This is a genomic window from Nonomuraea sp. NPDC048916, assembly GCF_040649575.1.
Lineage (GTDB): Bacteria > Actinomycetota > Actinomycetes > Streptosporangiales > Streptosporangiaceae > Nonomuraea.
Genome location: NZ_JBEZFS010000031.1, coordinates 11,846 through 33,206, shown reverse-complemented (window position 1 = coordinate 33,206; position 21,361 = coordinate 11,846). Strand labels below are relative to the sequence as shown.

Annotated in this window: 20 protein-coding genes and 2 pseudogenes; 6 read left to right on the top strand and 16 right to left on the bottom strand. The window is 71.3% G+C overall.

Annotation, left to right across the window (positions count from 1 at the left end):
- Positions 1 to 40: 40 nt before the first annotated feature.
- Together AB0C16_RS29080 and AB0C16_RS29075 are read right to left on the bottom strand one after the other, a co-directional pair.
- The gene (locus tag AB0C16_RS29080; RefSeq protein WP_357687294.1) at positions 41 to 1,609 is read right to left on the bottom strand and encodes a hypothetical protein; all 1,569 of its coding nucleotides are present in this window, start codon (positions 1,607 to 1,609) and stop codon (positions 41 to 43) included.
- Complete coding sequence (locus AB0C16_RS29075) at positions 1,606 to 2,523, bottom strand: ABC transporter ATP-binding protein (protein WP_357687292.1); 918 nt, start codon at positions 2,521 to 2,523, stop codon at positions 1,606 to 1,608. Before AB0C16_RS29075 ends, AB0C16_RS29080 begins: the two co-directional genes overlap by 4 nt.
- 86 nt (positions 2,524 to 2,609) lie before the next feature.
- On the opposite strand from AB0C16_RS29075, the gene AB0C16_RS29070 reads away from it, so the two are divergent.
- Both AB0C16_RS29070 and AB0C16_RS29065 read left to right on the top strand, forming a co-directional pair.
- On the top strand, positions 2,610 to 3,830 hold the full coding sequence (locus AB0C16_RS29070) for a HAMP domain-containing sensor histidine kinase (protein ID WP_357687290.1): 1,221 nt from the start codon (positions 2,610 to 2,612) through the stop codon (positions 3,828 to 3,830).
- Positions 3,827 to 4,489, top strand: a complete 663-nt coding sequence (locus AB0C16_RS29065; RefSeq protein WP_357687288.1) for a response regulator transcription factor — start codon at positions 3,827 to 3,829, stop codon at positions 4,487 to 4,489. The genes AB0C16_RS29070 and AB0C16_RS29065 overlap by 4 nt, the downstream gene beginning before the upstream one ends.
- A gap of 97 nt (positions 4,490 to 4,586) precedes the next feature.
- Here AB0C16_RS29065 and AB0C16_RS29060 read toward each other — a convergent pair.
- The 3 genes and pseudogenes from AB0C16_RS29060 to AB0C16_RS29050 all read right to left on the bottom strand — a co-directional run.
- Positions 4,587 to 4,682: pseudogene (locus AB0C16_RS29060) on the bottom strand (ABC transporter ATP-binding protein); the annotation flags it as partial.
- 209 nt (positions 4,683 to 4,891) lie between these two features.
- Entirely contained in the window at positions 4,892 to 5,845 is a 954-nt protein-coding gene (locus AB0C16_RS29055; RefSeq protein WP_357687286.1) for a VOC family protein, read from the bottom strand.
- Entirely contained in the window at positions 5,766 to 6,269 is a 504-nt protein-coding gene (locus AB0C16_RS29050; protein ID WP_357687284.1) for a PrpF domain-containing protein, read from the bottom strand. Before AB0C16_RS29050 ends, AB0C16_RS29055 begins: the two co-directional genes overlap by 80 nt.
- A gap of 104 nt (positions 6,270 to 6,373) precedes the next feature.
- On the opposite strand from AB0C16_RS29050, the gene AB0C16_RS29045 reads away from it, so the two are divergent.
- Positions 6,374 to 6,991 (top strand): class I SAM-dependent methyltransferase, encoded by a 618-nt coding sequence (locus tag AB0C16_RS29045; protein ID WP_357687282.1) that lies wholly within the window; start codon positions 6,374 to 6,376, stop codon positions 6,989 to 6,991.
- A 137-nt stretch (positions 6,992 to 7,128) separates the two neighbouring features.
- On the opposite strand, the gene AB0C16_RS29040 is transcribed toward AB0C16_RS29045, so the two are convergent.
- Positions 7,129 to 7,761: a hypothetical protein gene (locus AB0C16_RS29040; RefSeq protein ID WP_357687387.1), complete on the bottom strand. Its 633-nt coding sequence runs from the start codon at positions 7,759 to 7,761 to the stop codon at positions 7,129 to 7,131.
- On the opposite strand from AB0C16_RS29040, the pseudogene AB0C16_RS29035 reads away from it, so the two are divergent.
- A pseudogene (locus AB0C16_RS29035) lies at positions 7,718 to 7,878 on the top strand (IS5/IS1182 family transposase); the annotation flags it as partial. The gene AB0C16_RS29040 and the pseudogene AB0C16_RS29035 overlap by 44 nt on opposite strands.
- A 29-nt stretch (positions 7,879 to 7,907) precedes the next feature.
- Here the strand turns inward: AB0C16_RS29035 and AB0C16_RS29030 are convergent.
- Complete coding sequence (locus tag AB0C16_RS29030) at positions 7,908 to 8,330, bottom strand: DUF6223 family protein (protein WP_357687280.1); 423 nt, start codon at positions 8,328 to 8,330, stop codon at positions 7,908 to 7,910.
- A gap of 217 nt (positions 8,331 to 8,547) precedes the next feature.
- On the opposite strand from AB0C16_RS29030, the gene AB0C16_RS29025 reads away from it, so the two are divergent.
- Together AB0C16_RS29025 and AB0C16_RS29020 are read left to right on the top strand one after the other, a co-directional pair.
- Positions 8,548 to 9,675, top strand: coding sequence for a histidine kinase (locus AB0C16_RS29025; protein ID WP_357687278.1), 1,128 nt, complete (start codon positions 8,548 to 8,550; stop codon positions 9,673 to 9,675).
- Positions 9,672 to 10,334 carry a response regulator transcription factor gene (locus tag AB0C16_RS29020; RefSeq protein ID WP_357687277.1) on the top strand — a complete coding sequence of 221 codons (663 nt, stop codon included), beginning with the start codon at positions 9,672 to 9,674 and terminating at the stop codon, positions 10,332 to 10,334. The genes AB0C16_RS29025 and AB0C16_RS29020 overlap by 4 nt, the downstream gene beginning before the upstream one ends.
- 43 nt (positions 10,335 to 10,377) lie before the next feature.
- Here the strand turns inward: AB0C16_RS29020 and AB0C16_RS29015 are convergent, their stop codons facing one another.
- The 9 genes from AB0C16_RS29015 to accB are packed head-to-tail and all read right to left on the bottom strand — an operon-like array spanning position 10,378 to position 21,292.
- Positions 10,378 to 11,160, bottom strand: a complete 783-nt coding sequence (locus AB0C16_RS29015) for an IclR family transcriptional regulator (protein ID WP_357687275.1) — start codon at positions 11,158 to 11,160, stop codon at positions 10,378 to 10,380.
- 44 nt (positions 11,161 to 11,204) lie between these two features.
- Positions 11,205 to 12,110, bottom strand: coding sequence for an amidohydrolase family protein (locus AB0C16_RS29010; RefSeq protein WP_357687273.1), 906 nt, complete (start codon positions 12,108 to 12,110; stop codon positions 11,205 to 11,207).
- Positions 12,107 to 14,134, bottom strand: a complete 2,028-nt coding sequence (locus tag AB0C16_RS29005) for an acetoacetate--CoA ligase (RefSeq protein ID WP_357687271.1) — start codon at positions 14,132 to 14,134, stop codon at positions 12,107 to 12,109. The genes AB0C16_RS29010 and AB0C16_RS29005 overlap by 4 nt, the downstream gene beginning before the upstream one ends.
- On the bottom strand, positions 14,127 to 15,233 hold the full coding sequence (locus tag AB0C16_RS29000) for a PEP/pyruvate-binding domain-containing protein (RefSeq protein ID WP_357687270.1): 1,107 nt from the start codon (positions 15,231 to 15,233) through the stop codon (positions 14,127 to 14,129). The genes AB0C16_RS29005 and AB0C16_RS29000 overlap by 8 nt, the downstream gene beginning before the upstream one ends.
- On the bottom strand, positions 15,230 to 17,074 hold the full coding sequence (locus tag AB0C16_RS28995) for a PEP-utilizing enzyme (protein ID WP_357687268.1): 1,845 nt from the start codon (positions 17,072 to 17,074) through the stop codon (positions 15,230 to 15,232). The genes AB0C16_RS29000 and AB0C16_RS28995 overlap by 4 nt, the downstream gene beginning before the upstream one ends.
- Positions 17,071 to 17,928, bottom strand: coding sequence for an HAD hydrolase-like protein (locus tag AB0C16_RS28990; RefSeq protein ID WP_357687266.1), 858 nt, complete (start codon positions 17,926 to 17,928; stop codon positions 17,071 to 17,073). Before AB0C16_RS28990 ends, AB0C16_RS28995 begins: the two co-directional genes overlap by 4 nt.
- Complete coding sequence (locus AB0C16_RS28985) at positions 17,925 to 19,397, bottom strand: hypothetical protein (protein ID WP_357687264.1); 1,473 nt, start codon at positions 19,395 to 19,397, stop codon at positions 17,925 to 17,927. The genes AB0C16_RS28990 and AB0C16_RS28985 overlap by 4 nt, the downstream gene beginning before the upstream one ends.
- Positions 19,398 to 20,780, bottom strand: a complete 1,383-nt coding sequence (locus tag AB0C16_RS28980) for a biotin carboxylase N-terminal domain-containing protein (RefSeq protein WP_357687262.1) — start codon at positions 20,778 to 20,780, stop codon at positions 19,398 to 19,400.
- On the bottom strand, positions 20,777 to 21,292 hold the full coding sequence (gene accB / locus AB0C16_RS28975; protein WP_357687260.1) for an acetyl-CoA carboxylase biotin carboxyl carrier protein: 516 nt from the start codon (positions 21,290 to 21,292) through the stop codon (positions 20,777 to 20,779). The genes AB0C16_RS28980 and accB overlap by 4 nt, the downstream gene beginning before the upstream one ends.
- Positions 21,293 to 21,361 lie beyond the last annotated feature (69 nt).

Here is a 21,361-nt window from a genome sequence, read left to right as displayed (position 1 = left end):
TTCCTCCCGCGACTCCCGGAGACGTACAGGGGGCGATGTCTCATACGTCCCTCCGGCGGAGCTGGAAGACGGCCACGCCGAGGGCGAGCGCGGCATGACCGGCCAGCACGGCGAGGCCGGCCCACGGTGGCAGCGGGTAGAACCCGGCGGTGGGCGCGTAGTGGCCGAGCACGTGCGCGTACTCGGGGATGCTCTGCTGGACGGCGAAGCCGGCCGCCGGGGTGACGCGCAGCAGCCATCGCGCGGCGCTGTCGGGCAGGATCGAGGTGGTCGCGAGGACGAGCGGCACCACGATCACCGCGACGGCGGTGATGACCGCCGCGACGCCGCGCCGCAGCAGCGCGCCGAGGGCGAGGGCGAGCACGGCGGCCAGTGCGAACACCGCCGCCATGCCGGCCACGATGCGCACCTGGGTGAGCACCGGCGCCGGAAGGATGGCGTTGCCGTTGGCTCGCAGGATCTGCCCGCCGACCGTGAACGTGATCGCGATGGCGGGCAGGGCGATGGCGAAGGTGACCAGGCCGAGCGCCAGGGCCTTGGCCGCCAGCGTCCGGCCGCGGCGCGGGCCCGCCAGCAGGGTGACACGGATCAGGCCGTGCCGGTACTCGGCGGTGATGAACATGACCGCCACCACGATCACCAGGATCAGCCCGGTCAGCGCGCTGCCGAGGGGGCGTTCGACGAACGGGCCCTCTATGACCGGCGCGATGTCGCCGACGCCGGTTACGGAGAAGGTGCCGCCGGACTGGCTGGCACGGCCCGGGTGGTGCACCTGCCCGTCGGGCGTGAGGGGGCCGCCGCGGATGTCGTCGTCGCGCCACGTGCCGGACACCTCGCCCTCCAGCTTGACCTGGTCGAACTCGCCGGTGGCCTCGGTGAAGCGGACCGCCGCGATGGACCCGCCGAGATCTCCCCGCGTGACCGTCAGGTCGCCCGGGGAGGCCGCGAACAGCCCGACCTGGACGGTCGCCGGCAGCCCGGCCAGGGATGAGGTGCCGAGGTGAGTCCAGTTCGTGCCGTCGGCGGACTCGTACCCCGTGAGGGTGTCGCCGGAGCGGGTCAGCCGCAGCCAGCGCGCCGACTGCCTGGAGACGCGGCCCGGCCGGCCGGCCACGTCATGGGTGAAGTTGTGCTGCATCCGCACCCCGTGCTCGCCGGTCATCATGACCGCCGCATACGGTGCGCCCCGCCTGGTGCTTTCCTTGATCATGATTCCGGCCTTCGCCCATGGCACGACCCCGGCGATCGTGTTCCGTTGCCCTGGGATGAGGTCGGGCTTGCGGATCTCGCCGGTCAAGGAGGCGAGGCGGGCGGTGATGCTGCCGTCCCCGGCCAGTGACCGGTGCACGAAGAAGAAGGAGTCGTCCACCGCTTCGCCGTCCGGCCCGATCAGAGGCGGTGGGCAGGCGGTCTCGACCGGGCCGGCGCTGCACGAGGAGTGCTCACCGGACGCGGACAGCAGCCCGAGCAGCACGGTGACCAGCGCCGCTGCCGTCATGGCGACCACCCAGCCGCGTACCGTCCTGAACTTGGTCCACTCGGCGCGCAGTAGCCGCCCGAAGCCCCCGCGCCCGGTCCGCGGCTCGGAGCGCTGTGAGATGGTGCTCATCGTGCCGCTCCCCGGTACTCGACCGCGTCGCCGGTGAGGTCCAGATAGGCCTGCTCCAGCGTCACCCGATGCGCCGCCACTTCGGAGAACGGCACCGAGTTCGCGCTGAGGACGGCCACGATGTGCTCGGACGGCAGCCCTGAGACGACAAGAGTGTCGCGATCGGTGGCGGCGATGGTGGCGCCGGCGTGGCCCAGCACTGACATCGCCGCGGAGCGCGCCGCCGTACGCAGTGTGACCCGGCCGCGGGAGGCGGTCGTGATGAGGTCGGCCACACTGGTGTCGGCGATGACGCGGCCCTTGCCCACCACCACGAGATGGTCGGCGGTGTCCTCCAGTTCGCTCATCAGATGGCTGGACACCAGCAGGGTCCGGCCCTGGCCGGCCAGCGACCGCAGGAAGCCGCGCATCCACACGATGCCCTCGGGATCCAGGCCGTTGACCGGCTCGTCCAGCATGAGCACCGGCGGGTCCCCGAGCAGCGCGGCCGCGATGCCGAGCCGCTGCCGCATGCCCAGCGAGAAGCCGCCCGCCTTGCGCCGGGCCGCGGACCGCAGCCCCACGTGTTCGAGCACCTCGTCGACCCGCCTGCCGTCCAGGCCCTGGGAGTGGGCCAGCCACAGCAGGTGGTCGCGCGCGGTGCGACCGGGTTGCAGCGCGGCCGCGTCCAGCAGCGCACCGACGTGGCTGAGCGGGTCGCGCAGGCTTGTGTACGGCTGCCCGCCGATCAGCGCATGGCCCTCGTCGGCCGCGTCCAAGCCGAGGATCACCCGCATCGTGGTGGACTTGCCCGCCCCGTTGGGTCCGACGAACCCGGTGACCTGTCCCGGCAGCACGGTGAACGACATGCCGTCCAGCGCCGTGGTCTGGCCGAACCGCTTGCGCAGCGCGTTGACTTCAATGGTTGCTCGCATGCGACCGGTTGTACGGCCCCGGCCCTAACACGGGCCGAACGGACGCTGTCATATCGCTGTTAGGTCCGGCCCGGCATCCTGGACCCATGAGAAAGTGGCGACGACCGGCACGCACCGTACGACTGCGCTTCACCGTCCTGTACGGAGTCATGTTCCTGCTGTCCGGCGTCGGATTGCTGGCCATCACCAACCTCGTGGGCCTCGGGGGGACACGGGTCACCCAGTCCGCGCCCGCCGGGACTCCGCCGGTCGGGCCGGCCACGCTCGCCGCCGCGTCCGATCGCATCGCGTGGCTCCAGACCCAGCTGTCGGACACTCACGCGGCCCAGTCGCGCCAGCTCCTGATCGGCTCGGCGGTGGCGCTGGCGGTCATGGGCGTGGTGTCGGTCGTGCTGGGCCGGGTCATCACCAGCCGGGTGCTGCGCCCCCTGCGGACGATCACCACGGCCACCCGCCGGATCTCCGCCGACAACCTGCACGAGCGGCTGGCCGCGCAGGGCCCCGCCGACGAGGTCAAGGACCTCGCCGACACCATCGATGAGCTGCTGGAACGGCTGGAGAGCTCGTTCGCCGCGCAGCGGCGGTTCGTGGCCGACGCCTCCCATGAGCTCCGCACTCCGCTGACCACCATGCGCGCGTCCCTGGACGTGGCCCTGGCCAAGCCGGAGCCCGTGCCTGCGCAGACCGCGGCGCTGGCCGACCGGCTCCGCACGGAGCTCGACCAGGTCGACCGGCTACTCGAAGGTTTCCTCATCCTCGCCCGCGCCCAGCACGGCGCCCTGTCCGAGCGCACGACGCTCCCGCTCGGCCGTCTGGCGGCCGACGCCCTGGACGCCCGCGCCGCCGACATCGCCGCCAAGCGGCTCACCGTCCGCTCCGGCTTCGTCCACTCCCCCGGCACCGCCGACGCCCCGGGCACCGCCGACGACGGTGCGTGGACGCAGGGAAACAGCACGCTCCTCACCCGCATGATCGGCAACGTCGTCGACAACGCCATCATTCACAACCGGGAAGGCGGCTGGATCCGAGTCGCCGCCACCGCCGAGGGCACGACGGCTCGGCTCGTGGTCGAGACCGGCGGGCGTGTTCTCGACCAGGAGCAGGTCGATCGGCTGGCCCAGCCCTTCCAGCGACTCGGCGCCGACCGCACCCGCTCCGGTGACGGCTCCGGGCTCGGCCTGTCGATCGTCGCAGCCATCGCCACCGCGCACGGCGGCGCCCTCGACCTGCGCGCCCGGCCGGAAGGCGGTCTCAGAGTCGCCGTCTCGCTGCCCTTGGCCTCCGTGCCGGCGGAGGTTCCGGCATGAGAGTGCTCGTGGTCGAGGATGCCCGCTCCCTCGCCGCCGTGCTCGTCGAAGGTCTGAGCGATCAGGGCATGGCCGTGGACGTGGCCCACGACGGTCTGGAAGCCGCCGCCAAGCTCGACCTCAACGCCTACGACGTGGTCGTCCTCGACCGCGACCTACCGGGCATCCACGGCGACACGCTCTGTCAGATGATCACCGAACGCGACGACCGCGTCATGGTCCTGATGCTGACCGCCGCCGACTCGCCCGTCGACCGGGTCACCGGCCTGACCCTGGGTGCCGACGACTACCTGGCCAAGCCCTTCCACTTCCCCGAGCTGGTGCTGCGCATCCGCGCCCTGGCCCGCCGCCAGCCCTCCTCCCGGCCCCGTACGCTGCGCGCGGCCGGCATCGAGCTCGATCCGCTGCGCCGCACCGCCACCCGCGACGGCCGTCACCTGGACCTGTCCGTCAAGGAGTTCGCCCTGCTCGAAGCACTCCTCCGCGCCGCCCCCGCCTTCCTCAGCGCCGAGGACCTGCTCGAACAGGTATGGGACGAGCACGCGAACCCGCTGACCAACACCGTCACGGTCACCATCGGCCGCCTCCGCCGCAAACTCGGTGAGCCTCCGGCCATCACCACCACGCCCGGCGTGGGGTATCGGATCACCACCGCCTGACCTCCGCGGCGAAACCGTGATCCGATCCCCCGGCGGACCGACTGCTCAGGAGGCCGGGCGGTGGCCGCTCTTGGCCCGCTGGATGAGCTCGTAGACGCAGGCCGACGGCCTCCAGCGCCTCCTGGACCAGCCGCCGGCGCTCGGCCTTGGGGACCTTCTTCTCCTTCAGCGGGAGCTCGACCCGGCGACGCACCGCAGCAGGGTGGTCTTGCCCGCGCCCGAAGGCGGACGTCCAGCATCGCGGTGGAGGTCTCCGGGCGCGCGGCGGCGCCGATGGGCGTGGTGGTCATCTCAGCCCTCTCGCTGTGACATGCGCAGTCCGGTGTACCAGCTCAGCAACCGGGCCTCTACCACCCGGAAGAGCATCGACAGCACGAAGGCCGCCGTGTCACCGGGGAGGCGTCACTCGATCACGGGGGTGCCGTGGGTGTGGAACGACTCGATGGTCTTCAGTCCCCACGCCTGGCCCTTGGCGCGCTCCGCCTGCGTCCACGTGATGACCTCCCAGTCGGGGGCCAGGATCAGCCGGGCGCCGGCGTTGCACAGTTCGACGCGGTTGCCGCCGGGCTCCCAGACATAGAGGAAGAACGTCTGCTGGATGGCGTGCTTGTGGGGGCCGGTCTCGATGTGGATGCCCGCCTCGAGGAAGACGTCGGCGGCCCGCAGGATGTCCTCGCGGGTGTCGGTAGCGAACGCCACGTGGTGCAGGCGTCCCCGCGCGCCGAGCCAGTCGGAGGTGTAGACGATGTCGTAGGAGTTGTCGCTGACCGAGTACCAGATGGCGGCCGTCTCACCGTCGTCGGTGACGATCCGCTCGGTGGCCCGGGCGCCCAGTGTGCTGGACATGAAGGCGGAGGCGGCCGGCACGTCGGAGGCGAGGAAGTTCACGTGGTCGAGCCGCCGGACGTTGGCCCCCCTGCCGGGGAAGGCCGAGGCCTGGTTCTTCAGCGACGGCCGGTGCTCCTCGGTGGGGACATACCTCTCCGTCTCGTAGTACAGGCCCAGGTCGTGGCCGTCCGGGTCGGTGAAGAGGTAGACCGGCCCGAGCCCGAACTCCGACTCGCTCCACCCCATGCCGAGACCGTCCTCCTCGATGGCCTCGACCCGCCGCCGGAGCGCCTCCGGACTCGCCGCCCGCAGGAACGTCCGGCCGGCTCCGGCCCGGTCCCCGCCAGTGATCTTCACGGTGTACCGCTCGTAGTCGTCCCACGCGTGCACATAGATCGAGTCGCCCTCCCGGTGGACCTCCTTCATCGCCATCAGGTCGACGAAGAAGTCACGGGTGTCCTCCGGCACCGAGGTGAAAAGCTCTACCGAGCCCACGTGGGCGATGTCGCGGAACGCTTCTGGCCGCATCGGATCTCCTCTTGATCTGCTGGTCTCGTCGGTCTGCTGAGCCGGTCGGATGCTCGATCCGCACGGTGTCCCCCGGTGCCGTGCGCGCGCCCGCCCCACCGGCCGCCCCGCAGGCCACCCCGCAGGCCACCCCGGCGGCCACCGAGCCCTCGACGAGGACGGCGGTGGCGACCGAGACCGCCCCCAGGACGCCGATGGAGGTGTGGACCCGGTGCGGGATGAAGGTCCGGGTCGAGATGACGCCCCCGTCGCGGGGCGGGGCCACCAGGGTCATCTTGGGCACCGTGGTCGCGCGCACGTCGCCCAGCCCCATGAGCTCACCCGCCCGCAGGCGGATCTCCTCGACCTTCGCCTTCAGCGTCGCGTCGCCCTCCAACTCGGAGGGGGACTCGTAGCCCGTCACCCCGAGCGACCCGGCGGCCATCAGCACGACGGTCCCGGAGCCGGAAGACGCTTCACCCGACCGGCTTTTGCCGGTTCGGCAACAGAACTTGGCTCAGGCCCACGCCGTGGAGCATCCTCTGGCACATGACGACGGACCAACAGTTCTGGGACACGAGGTACGCCGGCAAGGACCGGCTGTGGAGCGGCAAGCCCAACCCCGCCCTGGTCAGGGAGACGTCCGGGCTGGCCCCGGGCCATGCTCTCGACCTGGGCTGCGGGGAGGGCGCGGACGCGATCTGGCTGGCGTCGAGAGGCTGGCGGGTCACCGCCGTCGACATCTCCGGCGTGGCCCTCGAACGGGCGGCGGCCCACGCCGCGGCGGCGGGCGTGGCCGACCTGATCGACTGGCAGCGGCACGACCTCGGCCACACCTTCCCCGAGGGCGGCTTCGACCTCGTCTCAGCCCAGTTCCTGCACTCCCACGGTGACATGCCACGCGAGCGGATCCTGCGCACCGCCGCCGAGGCGGTCAACCCAGGTGGTGGTGTGCTGCTCATCGTGGGGCACTCGGAGGGGCAGCCGGGTCACGAGGATCACGCGGACCTGCACCTGCCCACGCCCGGCGAGGTGCTGCGGTCGCTGGAGCTCACGGACGAGCAGTGGGAGGTGCTGGTCAGCGAGGAGTTCACGCAGCCGTATCCGGGCCCCGACGGCGAGGAACACACCCGGACCAACAACACCCTCAAGGTCAGGCGGCTCTAAGCCGTGTTCGGAGTTTGAATCTTTGGGCGGTCGGAGGCTTCTCGGATGCCTCGCAGGTGAAGCCCGGCCAGGTAGCTCTCGGGGGTCTTGTCGAAACGAAAGGCCAGAGCGAATCCAGTTCCGCACCCCACACGCCGTCAGGACTTGCGGAGGCCGGCGAACTGCAGGCCGGCGAAGCCCGCTACCACCACCGCCTGGGCAATCACCAGGGCGATGCCCAGTCCGGTGAGGGGGAACCACCCGGCGATCAGCACCTCCGCGCTGGCGATCACCCAGGCCACGTTGACCGCCATCACCGTGATAACCGCTGCCCGGTTCACCGCAGGCCGCGAGGCGAGGTACAGCAGGAACCCGGCGAAGGCCACCAGGAAGGCCCCGACCGGCACCAGCATGGCCGCGGGCAGGCCGAACATCGAGCCGAAGATCGCAGCGGCGGCCAGATAGACGAGCCCGTTGGCACCCGACCCGATGGCGTCCTGCTTGAGCGCGAACCGCAGCAGCTTGGCCTCGGCCTTGGCGGGAGCGGTGGAGGGGGAGGCAACGGCGGCCATGATCAGATCCTTTCGTCGTACGGGACGCTGTCGTCCCTGTGCCAGCGAAATTACGCAGGTCAGCGCCGCGTCGAATCTGTCATCGTGACGGTAGTGCACAGTCATGGTCACCGGCTCGCGCCCAGGCATGCTCTCGCGGAGCGAAGGTCTCGAGGCCATGATCGGCGTGGCTGCGGCCGCCCGCCCGCGCACCCGCCCCGGCGCGGTCGCCGCCGACAAGGCCTCCTCCTGCCGCGCCAATCGCGTCTACCTGCGCAGACGCGGCATCCGGGCGGTCATCCCGCAAAGACGGACCAGGTCGCCAACCGCAAGAAGCGAGGCCCGCGCGGAGGCCGCCGACCCGAACGCGCTCGTATTCGCTACGGTCAGCCGGCGCGGCGGGAGCGGACCAGAACCAGCCCGCCGAGGAGCATGCCGATCAGCCCCACCACCAGGGCCACGAAGCCCCCGACTATTCCGTAGCCGGTGCCGGGACCACCCTCGGCGGCGGCCACGACCAGCCCGCCGATGACCGCGCCGGCCAGCCCCGCCACCAAGGCCACGATGGCCCCCCTTCTGCCGGAGCCGCTGCCGATCCGACCGGCGGAGCGGGCCAGAGCCAGCCCGCCGATGACCACGCCGGCTATCCCCAGCACCGCGCCCACCGCGGACCAGAGACGCCCGGCGGTCATGTCGTAGGAACTGACGTCGGCCGGCTGGACCAAGACGTCCGCGGCCGCCGGCGCGGCAAGCCCGAAACCTCCGAGCAGGGCGGCCGCGGCCACGGCAAGCACGAATCGGACTGACATGAAGTGCTCCTTCTCTTCTACGACTGGACGTCGTCTGATCATGTCCGCCGGACCCACCCCTGGTCGTCCGGCGGACGCAGGCAATTCGCGCTGCCGCCGATGCCACAGCCGGCTGCCGCGGATGTCGCAGGAGCCGCGAAGGTACCGCGTACGCGGTAGCCGGCCGATCGTCCGCGCGCAGGAGTCGCCCGCGCGGATATCCGGCTAAGGTGCGCGCATGAGTACAGGACGGTCCGGTGTCCCGGCCGGCGTCAAAGACTGGGCGATCGCCGTCTGCGTGGCGGCGGCGCTGCTGGTCACCGGGCTGTCCGGGCCGAACTCCGCCACGAACCTCGACCTACTCGGCTACGCGCTGCTGGCGGCCGGCGGCCTGGCGCTGGCCGCGCGCCGCCGGGCTCCGGTTCCCGTCCTGGCCGTCACCGGGCTGTGCGCGGTGGGTTACCAGGCGGCCGGTTTCGACGTGCCCGCCGTCGCGTACCTGTTCGCGGTGTACGCCGCCGTACGGGCGGGACACCGCACCGTCACGGTGGCGGCGAGCGTGACCATGCTGGCCGCTCTCCCCTTCGCGGCCCTAGTTTCGGGCCTGCACAACACGGGCGAGGCGTTCGCGCAGGCCCGAGGCGCCCTCGAGATCGCCTGGCTGGTCGCGGCCGGCGCCGCGGGTGAAGCGCTGCGACAGGCCGAGCGGCGGGCGGAGGAAGCCGAGCGCACCCGGGAGGAGACCGCGCGGCGCCGCGCCGACGAGGAGCGGCTGCACATCGCGCGGGAGTTGCACGATTCGCTCACCCACCAGATCTCGATCATCAAGGTGCAGGCCGAAGTCGCCGTCCACGTGGCCCGCAGGCGTGGCGAACAGGTGCCGGAGGCCCTGCTGGCGATCCAGGAGGCCGGACGTGAGGCGACCAGGGAGCTGCGCGCGACCCTGCAGGCGCTGCGCGACGACGACACGACCCCGCCGCGTGGGCTCGACCACGTCCCGGAGCTGGTGGAACGGGCCCGTTCCGTCGGCCTGGACGCGACGCTGACGATCGAAGGGCAACGACACGACGTGCCGGCCGCGGTGAGCCGGACCGCCTACCGGATCGTTCAGGAGTCGCTCACCAACATCGCCCGGCATGCCGCCGCCGCCACCGCGTCGGTCCAGATCGACGTCCGTCCGGACGCCCTGGCGATACGCGTCGATGACGACGGCAAGGCCACACCCGGCACCGCCCCGGTGCCCGGCGTCGGGCTGCTCGGCATGCGCGAACGTGTCACCGCCCTCGGCGGTCGCCTGCGCGCGGAGCCGCGCGGCGATGGAGGCTTCACCGTCCAGGCCGAACTCCCTGTGGACCAGACGTCGTGATCCGTGTCCTGCTGGTCGACGACCAGCCGCTCCTGCGCAGCGGATTCCGCGCGCTTCTCGACCTCGAAGACGACATCGAGGTGGTGGCCGAGGCCGGCGACGGGATGGAGGGCCTGGCTCTGGCCAGGGAACTCCTGCCCGACATCGCTCTCATCGACATCCAGATGCCGATCGTCGACGGCATCGAGGCGACCCGGCGCATCGCCGCGGACCCGGCCCTGGCCGGGGTGCACGTCGTCATCCTGACCAACTACGGCTTCGACGAATACGTCTTCAACGCGCTGCGCGCCGGCGCAGCCGGATTCCTCGTCAAAGACATCGTGCCCGAGGACTTCCTGCACGCCGTGCGCGTCGCCGCGCGCGGCGACGCGCTGCTGGCACCTTCGATCACCCGCAAGCTCATCAACCGGTACGTCACCCAGCCGCTCAGCACCGGCACCTACACAGGGCTGGAAGAGCTGACCAACCGCGAACGCGAGGCCGTCACCCTGGTCGGGCAGGGCCTGTCCAACGACCAGATCGCGGACCGCATGGTGATCAGCCCGCTGACCGCGAAAACCCACGTCAACCGAGCCATGGCCAAGCTCCACGCCCGCGACCGCGCCCAGCTCGTGGTCTTCGCCTACGAATCCGGCCTGGTAGCCCCGCGCGGCGGCTGAACTCGACGCGCCGCCGATGGATGAGATATAGGGGGGAAGCGGATCACTCCGGGGTGCGGCGGGCCAGGGAGCGGATCTGGGCCTGGGTCAGCTCGCCGGCCTCGCGCAGCGCGGCCACGTACGCCGAGACGCCGGAGCGGTGGAACCGGACCGCGGGCACGGCGACGGTGAACGCGGCGACGGCCTTGCCCGCCGGATCGTGGATGGCCACGCCGACGCCGCTCACCCCTTGTTCGGTCTCCTCGGTGTTCATGCCGTAGCCGCGTCTGCGGACGGTCGCGAGCTGGCTCTTCAACGCGGCCAGCGTGGCGATCCTGGCGGTGGGCCAGGGCGGCAGGCCGCCCCGGTGCAGCATCTCCAGGTCGGCGTTGCTCAGCTCGGCGAGCAGGGCCTTGCCCCCGGCCGAGCAGTAGGCGGGCATCAGGTCGCCGACGCGCACGCCGACCCGGAGCGGGGCGTCGCACTCGACCCCGTCGATGAACTTGATGCTCCACCGTTGCAGCACCATCAACTGGACGGTCTCGCCGACGGCGGCGTGCAGGTGGTCGAGCCCGGCCCGGGCCACCGCCCTGATCTCGCTCGTGCTCAGGGCGGTCTCGTGCCGGTGGCTGATCGCCGGGCCCGCGTGGTATCGGCGATCCCGGTCCTGTACGGCGAAGCCGCGATGGATCAGCGCGCCGAGCAGCCGGTGTGCGGTGGAGGGCGCGACGTCGAGGCGCTCCGCCGCGGCCTTGACGGTCAGTGGTTCGCCATGCCGGAGCATCTCGACCAGGCGTAGTGCCCGGTCGACCGATTCCAGCGGCGACGCCGACTCGGGGGTGCCCATCGCCGTTTCCTCTGCTTCGCTTCCTCTGATTCGCTTCCGCTACTTCACGTCCGCTCCGCTGTGAGCCGGAGCAGCCGGACCGCGTTGTCCTTCATGACCAGCGTGCGTACCTCGTCCTTGATCTCCAGCTTGTCGAAATCGGACAGCCACCGGTCCGGGGTGAGCAGCGGGTAGTCGGAGCCGAACAGCACCTTGTGCTTGAGCAGCGAGTTCGTCTGGCGGACGAGCTGCGGCGGGAAGTACTTGGGCGACCAGCCGCTGAGGTCGATGTAAACGTTCGGCTTGTGCGTGGCTATCGAGATCTGCGCGTCCACCCAGGGCACGGCCGGGTGGGCCATGACGATGTCCAGGCCGGGGAAGTCGGCCGCGACGTCGTCGAGCAGCATCGGGTCGGCGTACCGCAGCTTGATGCCCCGGCCGCCGGGGAGCCCGCCGCCGATGCCGGTCTGGCCGGTGTGGAACAGCGCGACCACCCCCAGCTCCTCCAGCGCCGCGTACAGAGGATAGAACTCGGCGGAGTTCGGCTCGAACGCCTGCATGCTGGGGTGGAACTTGAAGCCGCGCACGCCGTACTCCTCGACCAGGCGGCGGGCCTGGGCGACGGCGGCCGCGCCGCGGCGCGGGTCCACGGACCCGAACGGGATGAGCACGTCCGCGTGCTCCGCGGCCTGTTCGGCGATCTCCTCACTGGACAGCGCCGGGTGGTTCATCCCGGTCGAGGCGTCCACGGTGAAGACGACGGCGGCCATGTTCCGCTCGCGGTAGTAGGCGGCCAGCTCGTCGATGGTCGGCGTGCGGTTGTCGCCGGACTTGAAGTACTTCGCGGAGGCGGCGAGCAGTTCGTCGTCGAGCGCGAAGTGCCGGTGGTCGCGGTCGGCCTCGATGTGGGTGTGCACGTCGATGGCCACGAGGCCCGCGAGGTCGATGGCGGGTTCGTAGCGGGCGGTCATGCTTCTCCCTGCGTGTGAGTGCGCTGATGGGCGAGGTCGGCGAAGGCGGTGAGCGCGTCGGGGTCGGCGACCGCGTCCATGTTGACCACGGTCTGCGGCGCCTCGCCACCCAGGATCCGCTTAACCGGGAGTTCCAGCTTCTTGCCGGTCTGGGTGTACGGGACCTTCGCCAGCCGCAGGATCCGGTCCGGGACGTGCCGGGGCGAGAGCCCGGTGCGGACCGTCCGGACGATCGTGTCCCGCAGCGTGTCGTCGAGCGGCCCGCCGCCGGAGGGGACGACGAACAGCAGCAGTTCGCCGGGCCCGCCCTCCGGGTCCTCCAGGTGGACGACCAGGCTGTCCGCGACGCCGTCGATCTCCTCCACCGCCCGGTAGAACTCGGCGGTGCCGAGCCGTACGCCGCCGCGGTTGAGCGTGGCGTCGGAACGGCCGGTGATCACGCTGCTGCCCAGCTCGCTGAACCTGATCCAGTCGCCGTGCCGCCACACCCCGGGGTAGGTGCCGAAGTACGCGTCACGGTAGCGGCTGCCGTCGTGATCGCCCCAGAAGCCGACCGGCATGGACGGCATGGGTGAGGTGATCACCAGCTCGCCCAGCTCACCGACCACGACGCCGCCCTTCTCGTCGTACGCCTTGGCGTCCACGCCGAGGCTGGGGCCGGACATCTCGCCAAGCCAGACCGGCTGCTCGGGGCTGCCCTGCACGATGCCGGTGCACACGTCGGTGCCGCCGCTGCCCACGTTGAGCAGCACGTCGTCGCCGAACTGCTCGTGGATCCACCGGTAGCCCTCGGCGGCCAGCGGGCTGCCCACCGCGCCGATCTGCCGAACGCTGGACAGGTCGAAGTCGCGGCCCGGGTTGAGCCCGGCCTTGCGGCACGCCATCAGGTAGGGCGGGCTGATGCCCATCAGCGTCGTCCTGGTGCGCTCCGCGAGCCGCCACTGGAAGTCCAGGTCCGGATAGGTCGGGTCGCCGTCGATCAGGACGACCGAGCTGCGGGTCAGCAGCGCGGAGACCAGCATGTTCCACACCATCCACGCTGTGGTGGAGAACCACAGCAGCCGGTCGCCCGGCTGGAGGTCCCACTGGAACGCGTGGTTCTTCAGGTGCTCCAGCAGCACGCCGCCGTGACCGTGCACGATCGGCTTGGGCTTACCGGTCGTCCCCGAGGTGAACAGCACGCACAGCGGGTGGTCGAACGGCACCGGCTCGAACACCGGCTCGAACGCGGGCTCGTACACCGGCTCGCCGAGCAGCCCCGCCCAGGACAGCGTCCCCGGCAGGTCCTGCGCGCCGTTCGGCACGTGCACGACGTGCTTGAGCGTCGGCAGCCCGGCCCTGATCTCCTCGACCGCCGCCCTGCGGTCGACGTGCTTGGCGCCGTAGGTGTACTCGGAGACGGTGAGCAGCACGGTCGGCTCGATCTGCTCGAACCTGTCCACGATGCCGGCCGGGCCGAACTCGGGGGAACAGCTCGCCCACACCGCGCCGAGACCGGCGGCGGCCAGGAACGCCACCATGGTCTCCGGGATGTTCGGCAGGTAGGCCACGACCCGGTCGCCCCGGCCGACGCCCAGCCGGCGCAGGCCCGCCTGAGCCCTGGCCACCTGGGCGCGCAGGTCGCCGAAGGTCAGCTCGATCGGCGGCCGGTTCTGCGAGTGGGCCACGATCGCCACCGTGTCCGCGTCCTCCGGCAGGCCGAACGCGTGCTCGGCGTAGTTGAGCGTGGCCCCGGGGAACCACTCGGCGCCCGGCATCTCCCTGTGGCCGAGCACCTTCTCGTAGGGCGTGCGCGCCTTGACGCCGAAGTAGTCCCAGATCGTCGCCCAGAACCCTTCGAGGTCGGTCACCGACCAGCGCCACAGCTCGTCCCAGCCGGAGAACGGCAGCCAGCGCTCGGTCTCCAGCCAGCGCAGGTAGCGCCGCACGCCGGAATCACGTGAGGAGTCGTACGGTGGGGACGTCAGCGGTTCGAGACCCGCGGCGGCGGAGCGGGCGGCCAGGTCCGCCGTGGGGCTAGCCATGACGGTGACCTCCGCGCCCGTGACCGTCGGCCGATCCGGCGGGCGCCCGGCTTTCCGCTCCGATGGAACCGGTGATCCACGACATCAGGCCCGCGCCCGCGTCGAACGCCGGGGCGCGCTTGACCGAGCTCCACACGGTCTCCGGGCGGCACTGGAGCAGCACCAGGTTGGCGTCCCGCGGCAGGTCCTCGTCGACGGCGAACTCGATGTCCTGCGGCCCGCCCTGGAGCTGTTCGAGCCTGCGGCCGAGCGCGGCCAGGGCGAGCACCTCATGGTCCTCCAGGGAGAGCCGCTCCCTGCGGTCCTCCGGCACCGGCACGGACCGGTCGCCCCTGCGATACTCCACCCGCTTGTCGCCCAGGGCGCGCATGTCCAGGCTGAGCGAGACCTTGTTGACCACGTACCGGTCCGGGGTGACCTCGCCGCCGACGACGGACAGGCCGAGGCCCCAGTTCGATTCGAGGACGATCCTGGACCGGTCGCCGCTGATCGGGTCGAGCGTGAACATCACGCCCGCCGACCTGGCGCGGACGGTCTTCTGCACCACGACCGCCATCTCGACCGTCCGCAGGTCGATGCCGCGCTCCAGCGCGTACGACAGCACCCGGCCGGCGAACACGCTCAGATAGCAGCGGTGCACGTAGGCCAGCACGTCCTCAGCGCCGACCACATCCACCCAGGTCTCGAACTCCCCGGCGAAGCTGTCGCCGCCTGAGTCCTCGGCGGTGGCGCTGGACCGGACGGCCACCGGGACGTCGTCGCGGCCGATCCGCGCGTTCAGCTCGGCGTACGCGCGGCGCACCTCGTCGGCGACCCGCGCCGGCAGCGGCGCCCGGCTCAGCCGCTCGGTCAGCGCCCGCTCCGCCGCGTCGTACGTGGGCCGGTCGTCCGGATCCACCTGGCCGAGGATGCGCCGGACGTCGTCACGAAGCCCGTTCTCGTCCAGGAAGTCGCGGTAGGCGGCGGCGGTCACCGTGAAACCGGGCGCGACCGGCAGGCCGGCGGCGGTCATCTCGGCCAAGCCGAGCGCCTTGCCGCCGACCTCGCGCACGTCGCGGCACGTCTCCGACTCGAACGGAACCGTGTAGACCGCGGTCATTCACCCACCTCCGGCAGGATCGTCACGACACCGGTGTCGCCATCGACCCGGACCCGCTGACCGGTCTTCAGCGTCGCCGTGGCGAAGCCGGTGCCCACCACCGCGGGCAGGCCGTACTCACGGCAGACGATGGCGGCATGGCTCATCATCCCGCCGATGTCGGTGACCACGCCGACCGCGACGGAGAACGCCGCCGCCCAGGACGGCGCGGTGATCGACGCGACCAGGATCTCGCCGGGCTGGAGCAGCCCGAGGTCGTTCTCGGTGCGCAGCACCCGCACCACGCCCTCGACCGTGCCGGGACCGCCGGGGATGCCGGTGAGCCGGCCGTCGTTGCCGCTCGCCGCGCCCAGCCACTCCTGCACCCGCTCGGTGGTGACCCCGTAGTTCATCACGGCGAACGGGTCGGTCACCTGCTCCGGCGGGATGCCGTACGCGGGGGGCGCCACCTGGCTCCGCAGGGCGGCCACGATGCCGCGGCGGCGGCCGATCTCGGCCTGCCACCGCTTGGAGCCGCGGGCCGGGACGCCGATCGCCCAGGACTCGACGACGTCGAACAGGACGGTGTCCAGCTCGAAGCGGTTCAGGTAGAACACATCATCACGCTCCCGGGTGAACCCGGCCGACACCAGCAGGTCGCCCAGCTCCCAGGCCTTCTCCCAGAAGACCGCGTGCGCCCAGTGCTCGACGTAGATGTTGTGCTCCTCGATGTACGGGAACACCATCCGGGCCAGGTTGAGCAGCGCGTCGAACTGGGGGGCCTCGTCCTCGGTGAGCAGCGCGCGGTACTCGGTGACCAGCCGATCCCGCTCCTCGCGCAGCCTGGCCACCGGGCGGCTGATGTCCTCACCGGCCTGGATCTTCGCGACGTACCGCGCGATTCCGGTCAGCGGAATGGACAGGTTGGCCGCCCAGGTGTCCTGGTCATGGGTGAATCCGTACTCGGCGAAGTAGTTGAACCAGGGGTTCTTGGCCTTCTCGAACGCCTCCAGCCAGACCTGGCCGTTCTCGGTCCCGGACAGCGCGTCCAGCAGCTCGCCGGCGGGTGACGCGGCGGTGAACCCGGCGAACCGCTCCGCCAGGTCCAGCTCGCGGGCCAGCGCGGCCAGCCCGCGCAGCTCGTCGTCCGGACGGAACGCCAGCACGTCCACGCCCGCGACCATCCGAGCCACGTCCTGCTCGCTGATCTGCGGGAACGCCTGGCGGCAGAACTGGAAGAAGGTGATGTAACCGCCGTAGCCGAGGTTGAGGAACTCGAAGTGGTACTGCCAGACGAGAAAGAACTCGTCGATCAGGCGGTGGTAGTTCTCGATGACGTCCCACGACACCGACCGGCCGCGGGCCTCGGTGACCACCTCGACCGGGTCCAGCTCGGGAAGCGGCACGAACTTCAGGGTCCGCATGGACTCGATCGCGGCCAGCATCTTCTCTTTCCAGCGGCCGTACAGCTCGTCCCAGTTGGCGTAGTAGTAGCCCGCGCGCTCCTGGAAGAACGCGGCCCTCCGCCCGATCTCCTCCGGGTCGGTCACGGCGATCGGCGAGATGTACACGTAGCCGTTGACGACCCGCACGTCAAGGCCGAGCGAGGTCGGCAGCACGAAGATCCGGGTGCTGTTCTGGCCGGCGCCCAAGTAGACCGCCTCGGCGCCGATGCTGTCGAACGGATGGACTCCGCGCGACCAGTGCATGGTGTCGGCGAACCAGAACCGCGAGTTCTCCTCCTCGCGAGTCTCCTCGCTCGGCACGAGGAAGTACGGATACATCGACTCCCAGCCCGTGGCGCCGTCGGGGGTCTGGGCCTCGTCGAAGAAGGGGAACCTGTGATGATCGTTGGTGGTCATGCCGTGACTCCTTCGGACTGAGTGAGGTGGGGGGTGAGGAGCCGATAAAGCTCCGCGACGTCGGCGTACGCCGCGTCCGGTCGTTCTTCCTGTGACACGCCGTCGAGCCGCTCAGGCGTGGTCGCCCCGCTGAGGACGAGAAGGGCGTGCGCCCCCATGTGCCGCGCCAGCCGCACCTCGACGAGAGCGTCGCCGACGACGGCGACGCGGCCCGGCGGCCGGCCGAGCCGGAGGGCCAGCGTCGCGGCCAGGGCGGGCGAGGGCTTGCCGAGCACCCGCGGCTCGGCGCCCGCCACCCAGCCGATCGCGTTGGCGATCGCCGCGGAGACGCAGATGGACTTGCCGAGCCCGCCGTGGAACCAGCGGACGTCCACCGTGGTGTAGAAGGCGGCACCCGCATCCACCGCGAGCCCGGCCGCGTTCAGCTCGCCCGTCCCGTACGAGCGGGCCGCGCCGACCACGACCACGTCGGCCAGGTCCCGGTCGCCCGGGTCCGCCGGCGTGACGCCCAGGCGCCGCAGCGGGTCGCGCAGGCCCTCCCCGCCGAGGACGAGCACCCGGGCGCCGGGGTGCTCCCTGGCGATGAAGTCGGCCGCCGCGCTGCCCGCGGTGACGAGGTGGTCGTCGTCGATGTCGAACCCCTGCGCGCGCAGGTGCTCGGCGTACGTCCCGGGCGGCTGCTCGGAGGCGTTGGTGCACACCACCACCTCGTGACCGGCCGCCTTCAGCGCGGACACGAACGGCACGGCGTCCGGCATCGGCGTGCCGCCCGCGCCGCCCGCGTGGGCGGTGCGCATCAGGCAGCCGTCCACGTCGAGCACCCAGGCGTCGATCGCGTGCAGCGGTCCTGTCATCGGGCCTCCTCGGAAGCGTTCCTGGTCAGGTCGAGCCGGGTGTCGCCCAGGTGGATGGAGACCGTGGTGAGCCTCGGCCGGTCCTCCACCGACCTGAGCAGGCTCCGCAGCGTTGACACCGGCGAGGATCCGCGTGCCGCGACCATGGCGTCCACCTGTTCGGTGGGCATGACCGCGCGGAGCAGCAGATCCTCGTCGCTGGTGGTCTCGCCGAACCGCTTGCGCAGTTCGGCCACCGTGATGTCGGAGCTGCCGTCGTCGGCCGGGCGGCTGCCGCGCCTGGTGCTGAGCGCCCGGTCGAGGAGATCCTGGTTCACCGGGCCGGGCAGCGGGCCGAAGTCGCCGCGCAGCAGGTCGACGACCTCGTCGGAGATCTGCCGGTACCGCTCGCCGGTGATCACGTTCAGCGTGGCCTGGGTGACGATGTATTGGGCGAACGGCGTCATGACGATCGGCCAGCCCAGGTCTTCCCGGACCCGTACGGACTCCTCGATCACGGCCGGGACCAGCTCGGAGCGGCCCAGCTCGCCGAGCTGGCGGGCCAGGGTGGACTGGACGCCGCCCGGGATGGTGTGCCGGTAGTAGTCCTCGTCGTACTCGGCCGGCACCCCGGCGGGCAGCCGCTTGATCTTGGCCTGCCTGGTCAGATAGGCCGAGGCCCGGTCCATCGCGCCGAGGTCCACGTCCACCCGGTGGCCGCGGGCGCGCAGGTTTCGGACCAGCCGCTGCGCGGCCGGGTGCGAGTTGCCGTTCGCCAGCGGCGGCAGCGCGCAGTGGATCGTGTCCATCCCGTGGTCGGCGGCGGTCAGCGCGGTCAGCGGAGACAGCCCGGTCGTGCTGTGGCTGTGCAGCTCGTTCAGCCGCAGCCGCGACAGCTTCGACTGGAGCATCGGCACCAGCGTGGACAGCCGCTCCGGGGTGAGCAGCCCGGCCGGGTCCTTGAGGTAGACGTCGTCGATGTCAGGACAGTCGTCCAGCTCGGCGATCCGCCCGGCGTAGTAGGCGTCGGTGTGCACCGGGCTGGTCGTGTAGCAGACGCCGCCCACGATCTCCTCGAACCCCGCGCGCCGCGCCATCGCGGCCATCCGCTTGGCGCCGGCCATGTCGTGCATCGGGTCGATGATCCACAGTCTGGTCACCCCGTTGCGTACGAGCAGCCGGAAGGCCAGCTCGAACAGGACGTCCGGGGTCCGGTAGAAGGTGATGAACCGCTTGCCGGTGGTGAGGAAGCCGAGCCTGGTGTTCGGCATGCGGTCGCGGGCGGCGCGCAGCCGGGCCCACGGGTCCTCCTTGTGGAACCGCACGGCCACCGCGAGCAGTGTGCTCGACGCGATCTCCACCGCCCGGTAGCCGACCTGGTCGAGCAGAGGCGCGACCCCCTCGACCATCCTGGTCGTCAGGCCGACGGCGCCCCAGAGGCTCTGGTTGCCGTCGCGCAGCGACACGTCGATGAGATTGATGTCCGTCATTCACTCGTTCCGATCGCCGAGCAGATCATTGAACCGGTCGTTCAGCCAGTGCGTGGTCACGGTCCCGGCCAGGAAGTCGCCGTGCCGGGTGATGCTCCGCAGCAGGTCGCGCGACGTGGTGACGCCGCCGATCTCGAAGTCGGCCAGCGCGTCGCCCAGCCGGGCCACCGCCGAGGCCCGGTCAGGGCCCCAGGCGACGAGCTTGCCCATCAGCGCGTCGTAGAAGGGCGGGAAGTCGTACCCCTCGTAGATGTGCGAGTCGAGCCGCAGGCCGCCGCCGACGGGGGGCCGCCACCGCTTGACCGTCCCGGGGGAGGGCCGCAGCAGGTGGCACGGGTCCTGGGCGGTGATCCTGGCCTGGATCGCGTGCCCGCTGAGCCGCACGTTCTCCTGGCGGACCGAGAGTGGCTCGCCCAGCGCGGCGAGGAGCTGCTCTCGGACCAGGTCCACTCCGGTGACGGCCTCGGTGACCGGGTGCTCCACCTGGAGCCGGGGGTTGACCTCCAGGAAGCTCAGCTCGTCGCGGCGCACGTCGTACAGGAACTCGACCGTGCCGAGCCCGACGTAGTCCAGTGCCCGCGCGATCCGCAGCGCGCTGTCGTGCAGCCGCTCCCTGGTGGCCTGCGGCAGCGCCGCGCAGGGCGCCTCCTCGATCATCTTCTGGTAGCGGTACTGCACCGAGCACTCCCGCTCGCCCAGGTGGATCCGGTTGCCGTGCCGGTCGCCGAGGATCTGCACCTCGACGTGCTTGGCGTCGGTGACGTACCGCTCCAGGAAGACCGTGCCGTCGCCGAAGGCGGCCTCGGCCTCGGCGGAGGCCGGCGCCCACGCCTCGGCCAGCCCGGCGTCCGACTCGACCAGCTTCATGCCGCGCCCGCCGCCGCCGTACGCCGCCTTGATCAGTACGGGGTACCCGATGCGGGCAGCCAGCTCGGCCGCCTCGGCGACGGAGGCGGCGTAACCGCCGGCGGAGACCGGGACGCCGAGGGACTCGGCCAGTTCGCGGGCCGACAGCTTGTCGCCGAGCGTTTCGAGCGCCTCCGGGGAGGGCCCGACGAAGGTCAGCCCGTTCGCCGCGCATTCCCGGGCGAAGTCCGCCCGCTCGGACAGGAACCCGTACCCGGGGTGGACGGCGGTGCAGCCGGTGGAGATGGCGGCGTGCAGCACGGAGGGGATCGACAGGTAGCTGCCGGTGGCGTGCGGGCCGCCGAGGACGACCACCTGCCCGGCGCGGCGCGCGGCCAGCGTGTCGCGGTCGGCGCTGGAGACGCCGAGCACGGTCTCGAAGCCGAGCCGGTCGCACGCCTCGACGATGCGCAGTGCGACCTCCCCGCGGTTGGCGACGAAGACCCGCTGCCGCACGCGGTCGGCCTGACGGCTCACGCGATCGTCCTGACGGCGAACAGCGGGCCGCCGAACTCGACGAGTTCGCCGTCTCCGGCGAAGACCTTGGTCACCTCGCCGGAGACCCCGGCGGGCACGGAGTTCATGAGCTTCATGACCTCGACGATGCACAGCACCGAGTCGGGCTCGACCTTGTCGCCGATCTCGACGTACGGGGGCTCGCCGGGCTTGGGGGCGCGGTAGAACGTGCCGAGCAGCGGGGCCGTGATCACGATCTCGCCCTCGTCCGGTTCCACGGCCGTCCGGGCCGGGGCGCTCGCGGGGGTCTTCACGGGAGTTCTCAACCCGGCGGGGGCGGCCGGCACGGTGGCGGCCCGCACCGGCGCGGCGGCGGTAGCAGCCGGTGCGGCCGGCGCGGCGAGGTCGGGTGGAACGTTCCCGTCACGACTGACCGTGATGCGAAGATCGCCCTTCTCGAAGCTGAAGTGCCGGAAGTCCGCCTTGTCAAGCAGCTCGATGATCGAGGCGAGTTCCTCAAGATCAAAGTCCATCAGCGCCGACTCCATTGCCCGAAATATCCCGATGAGTTACGGCGAAGTTACGTATGCCTTCTGCTATGC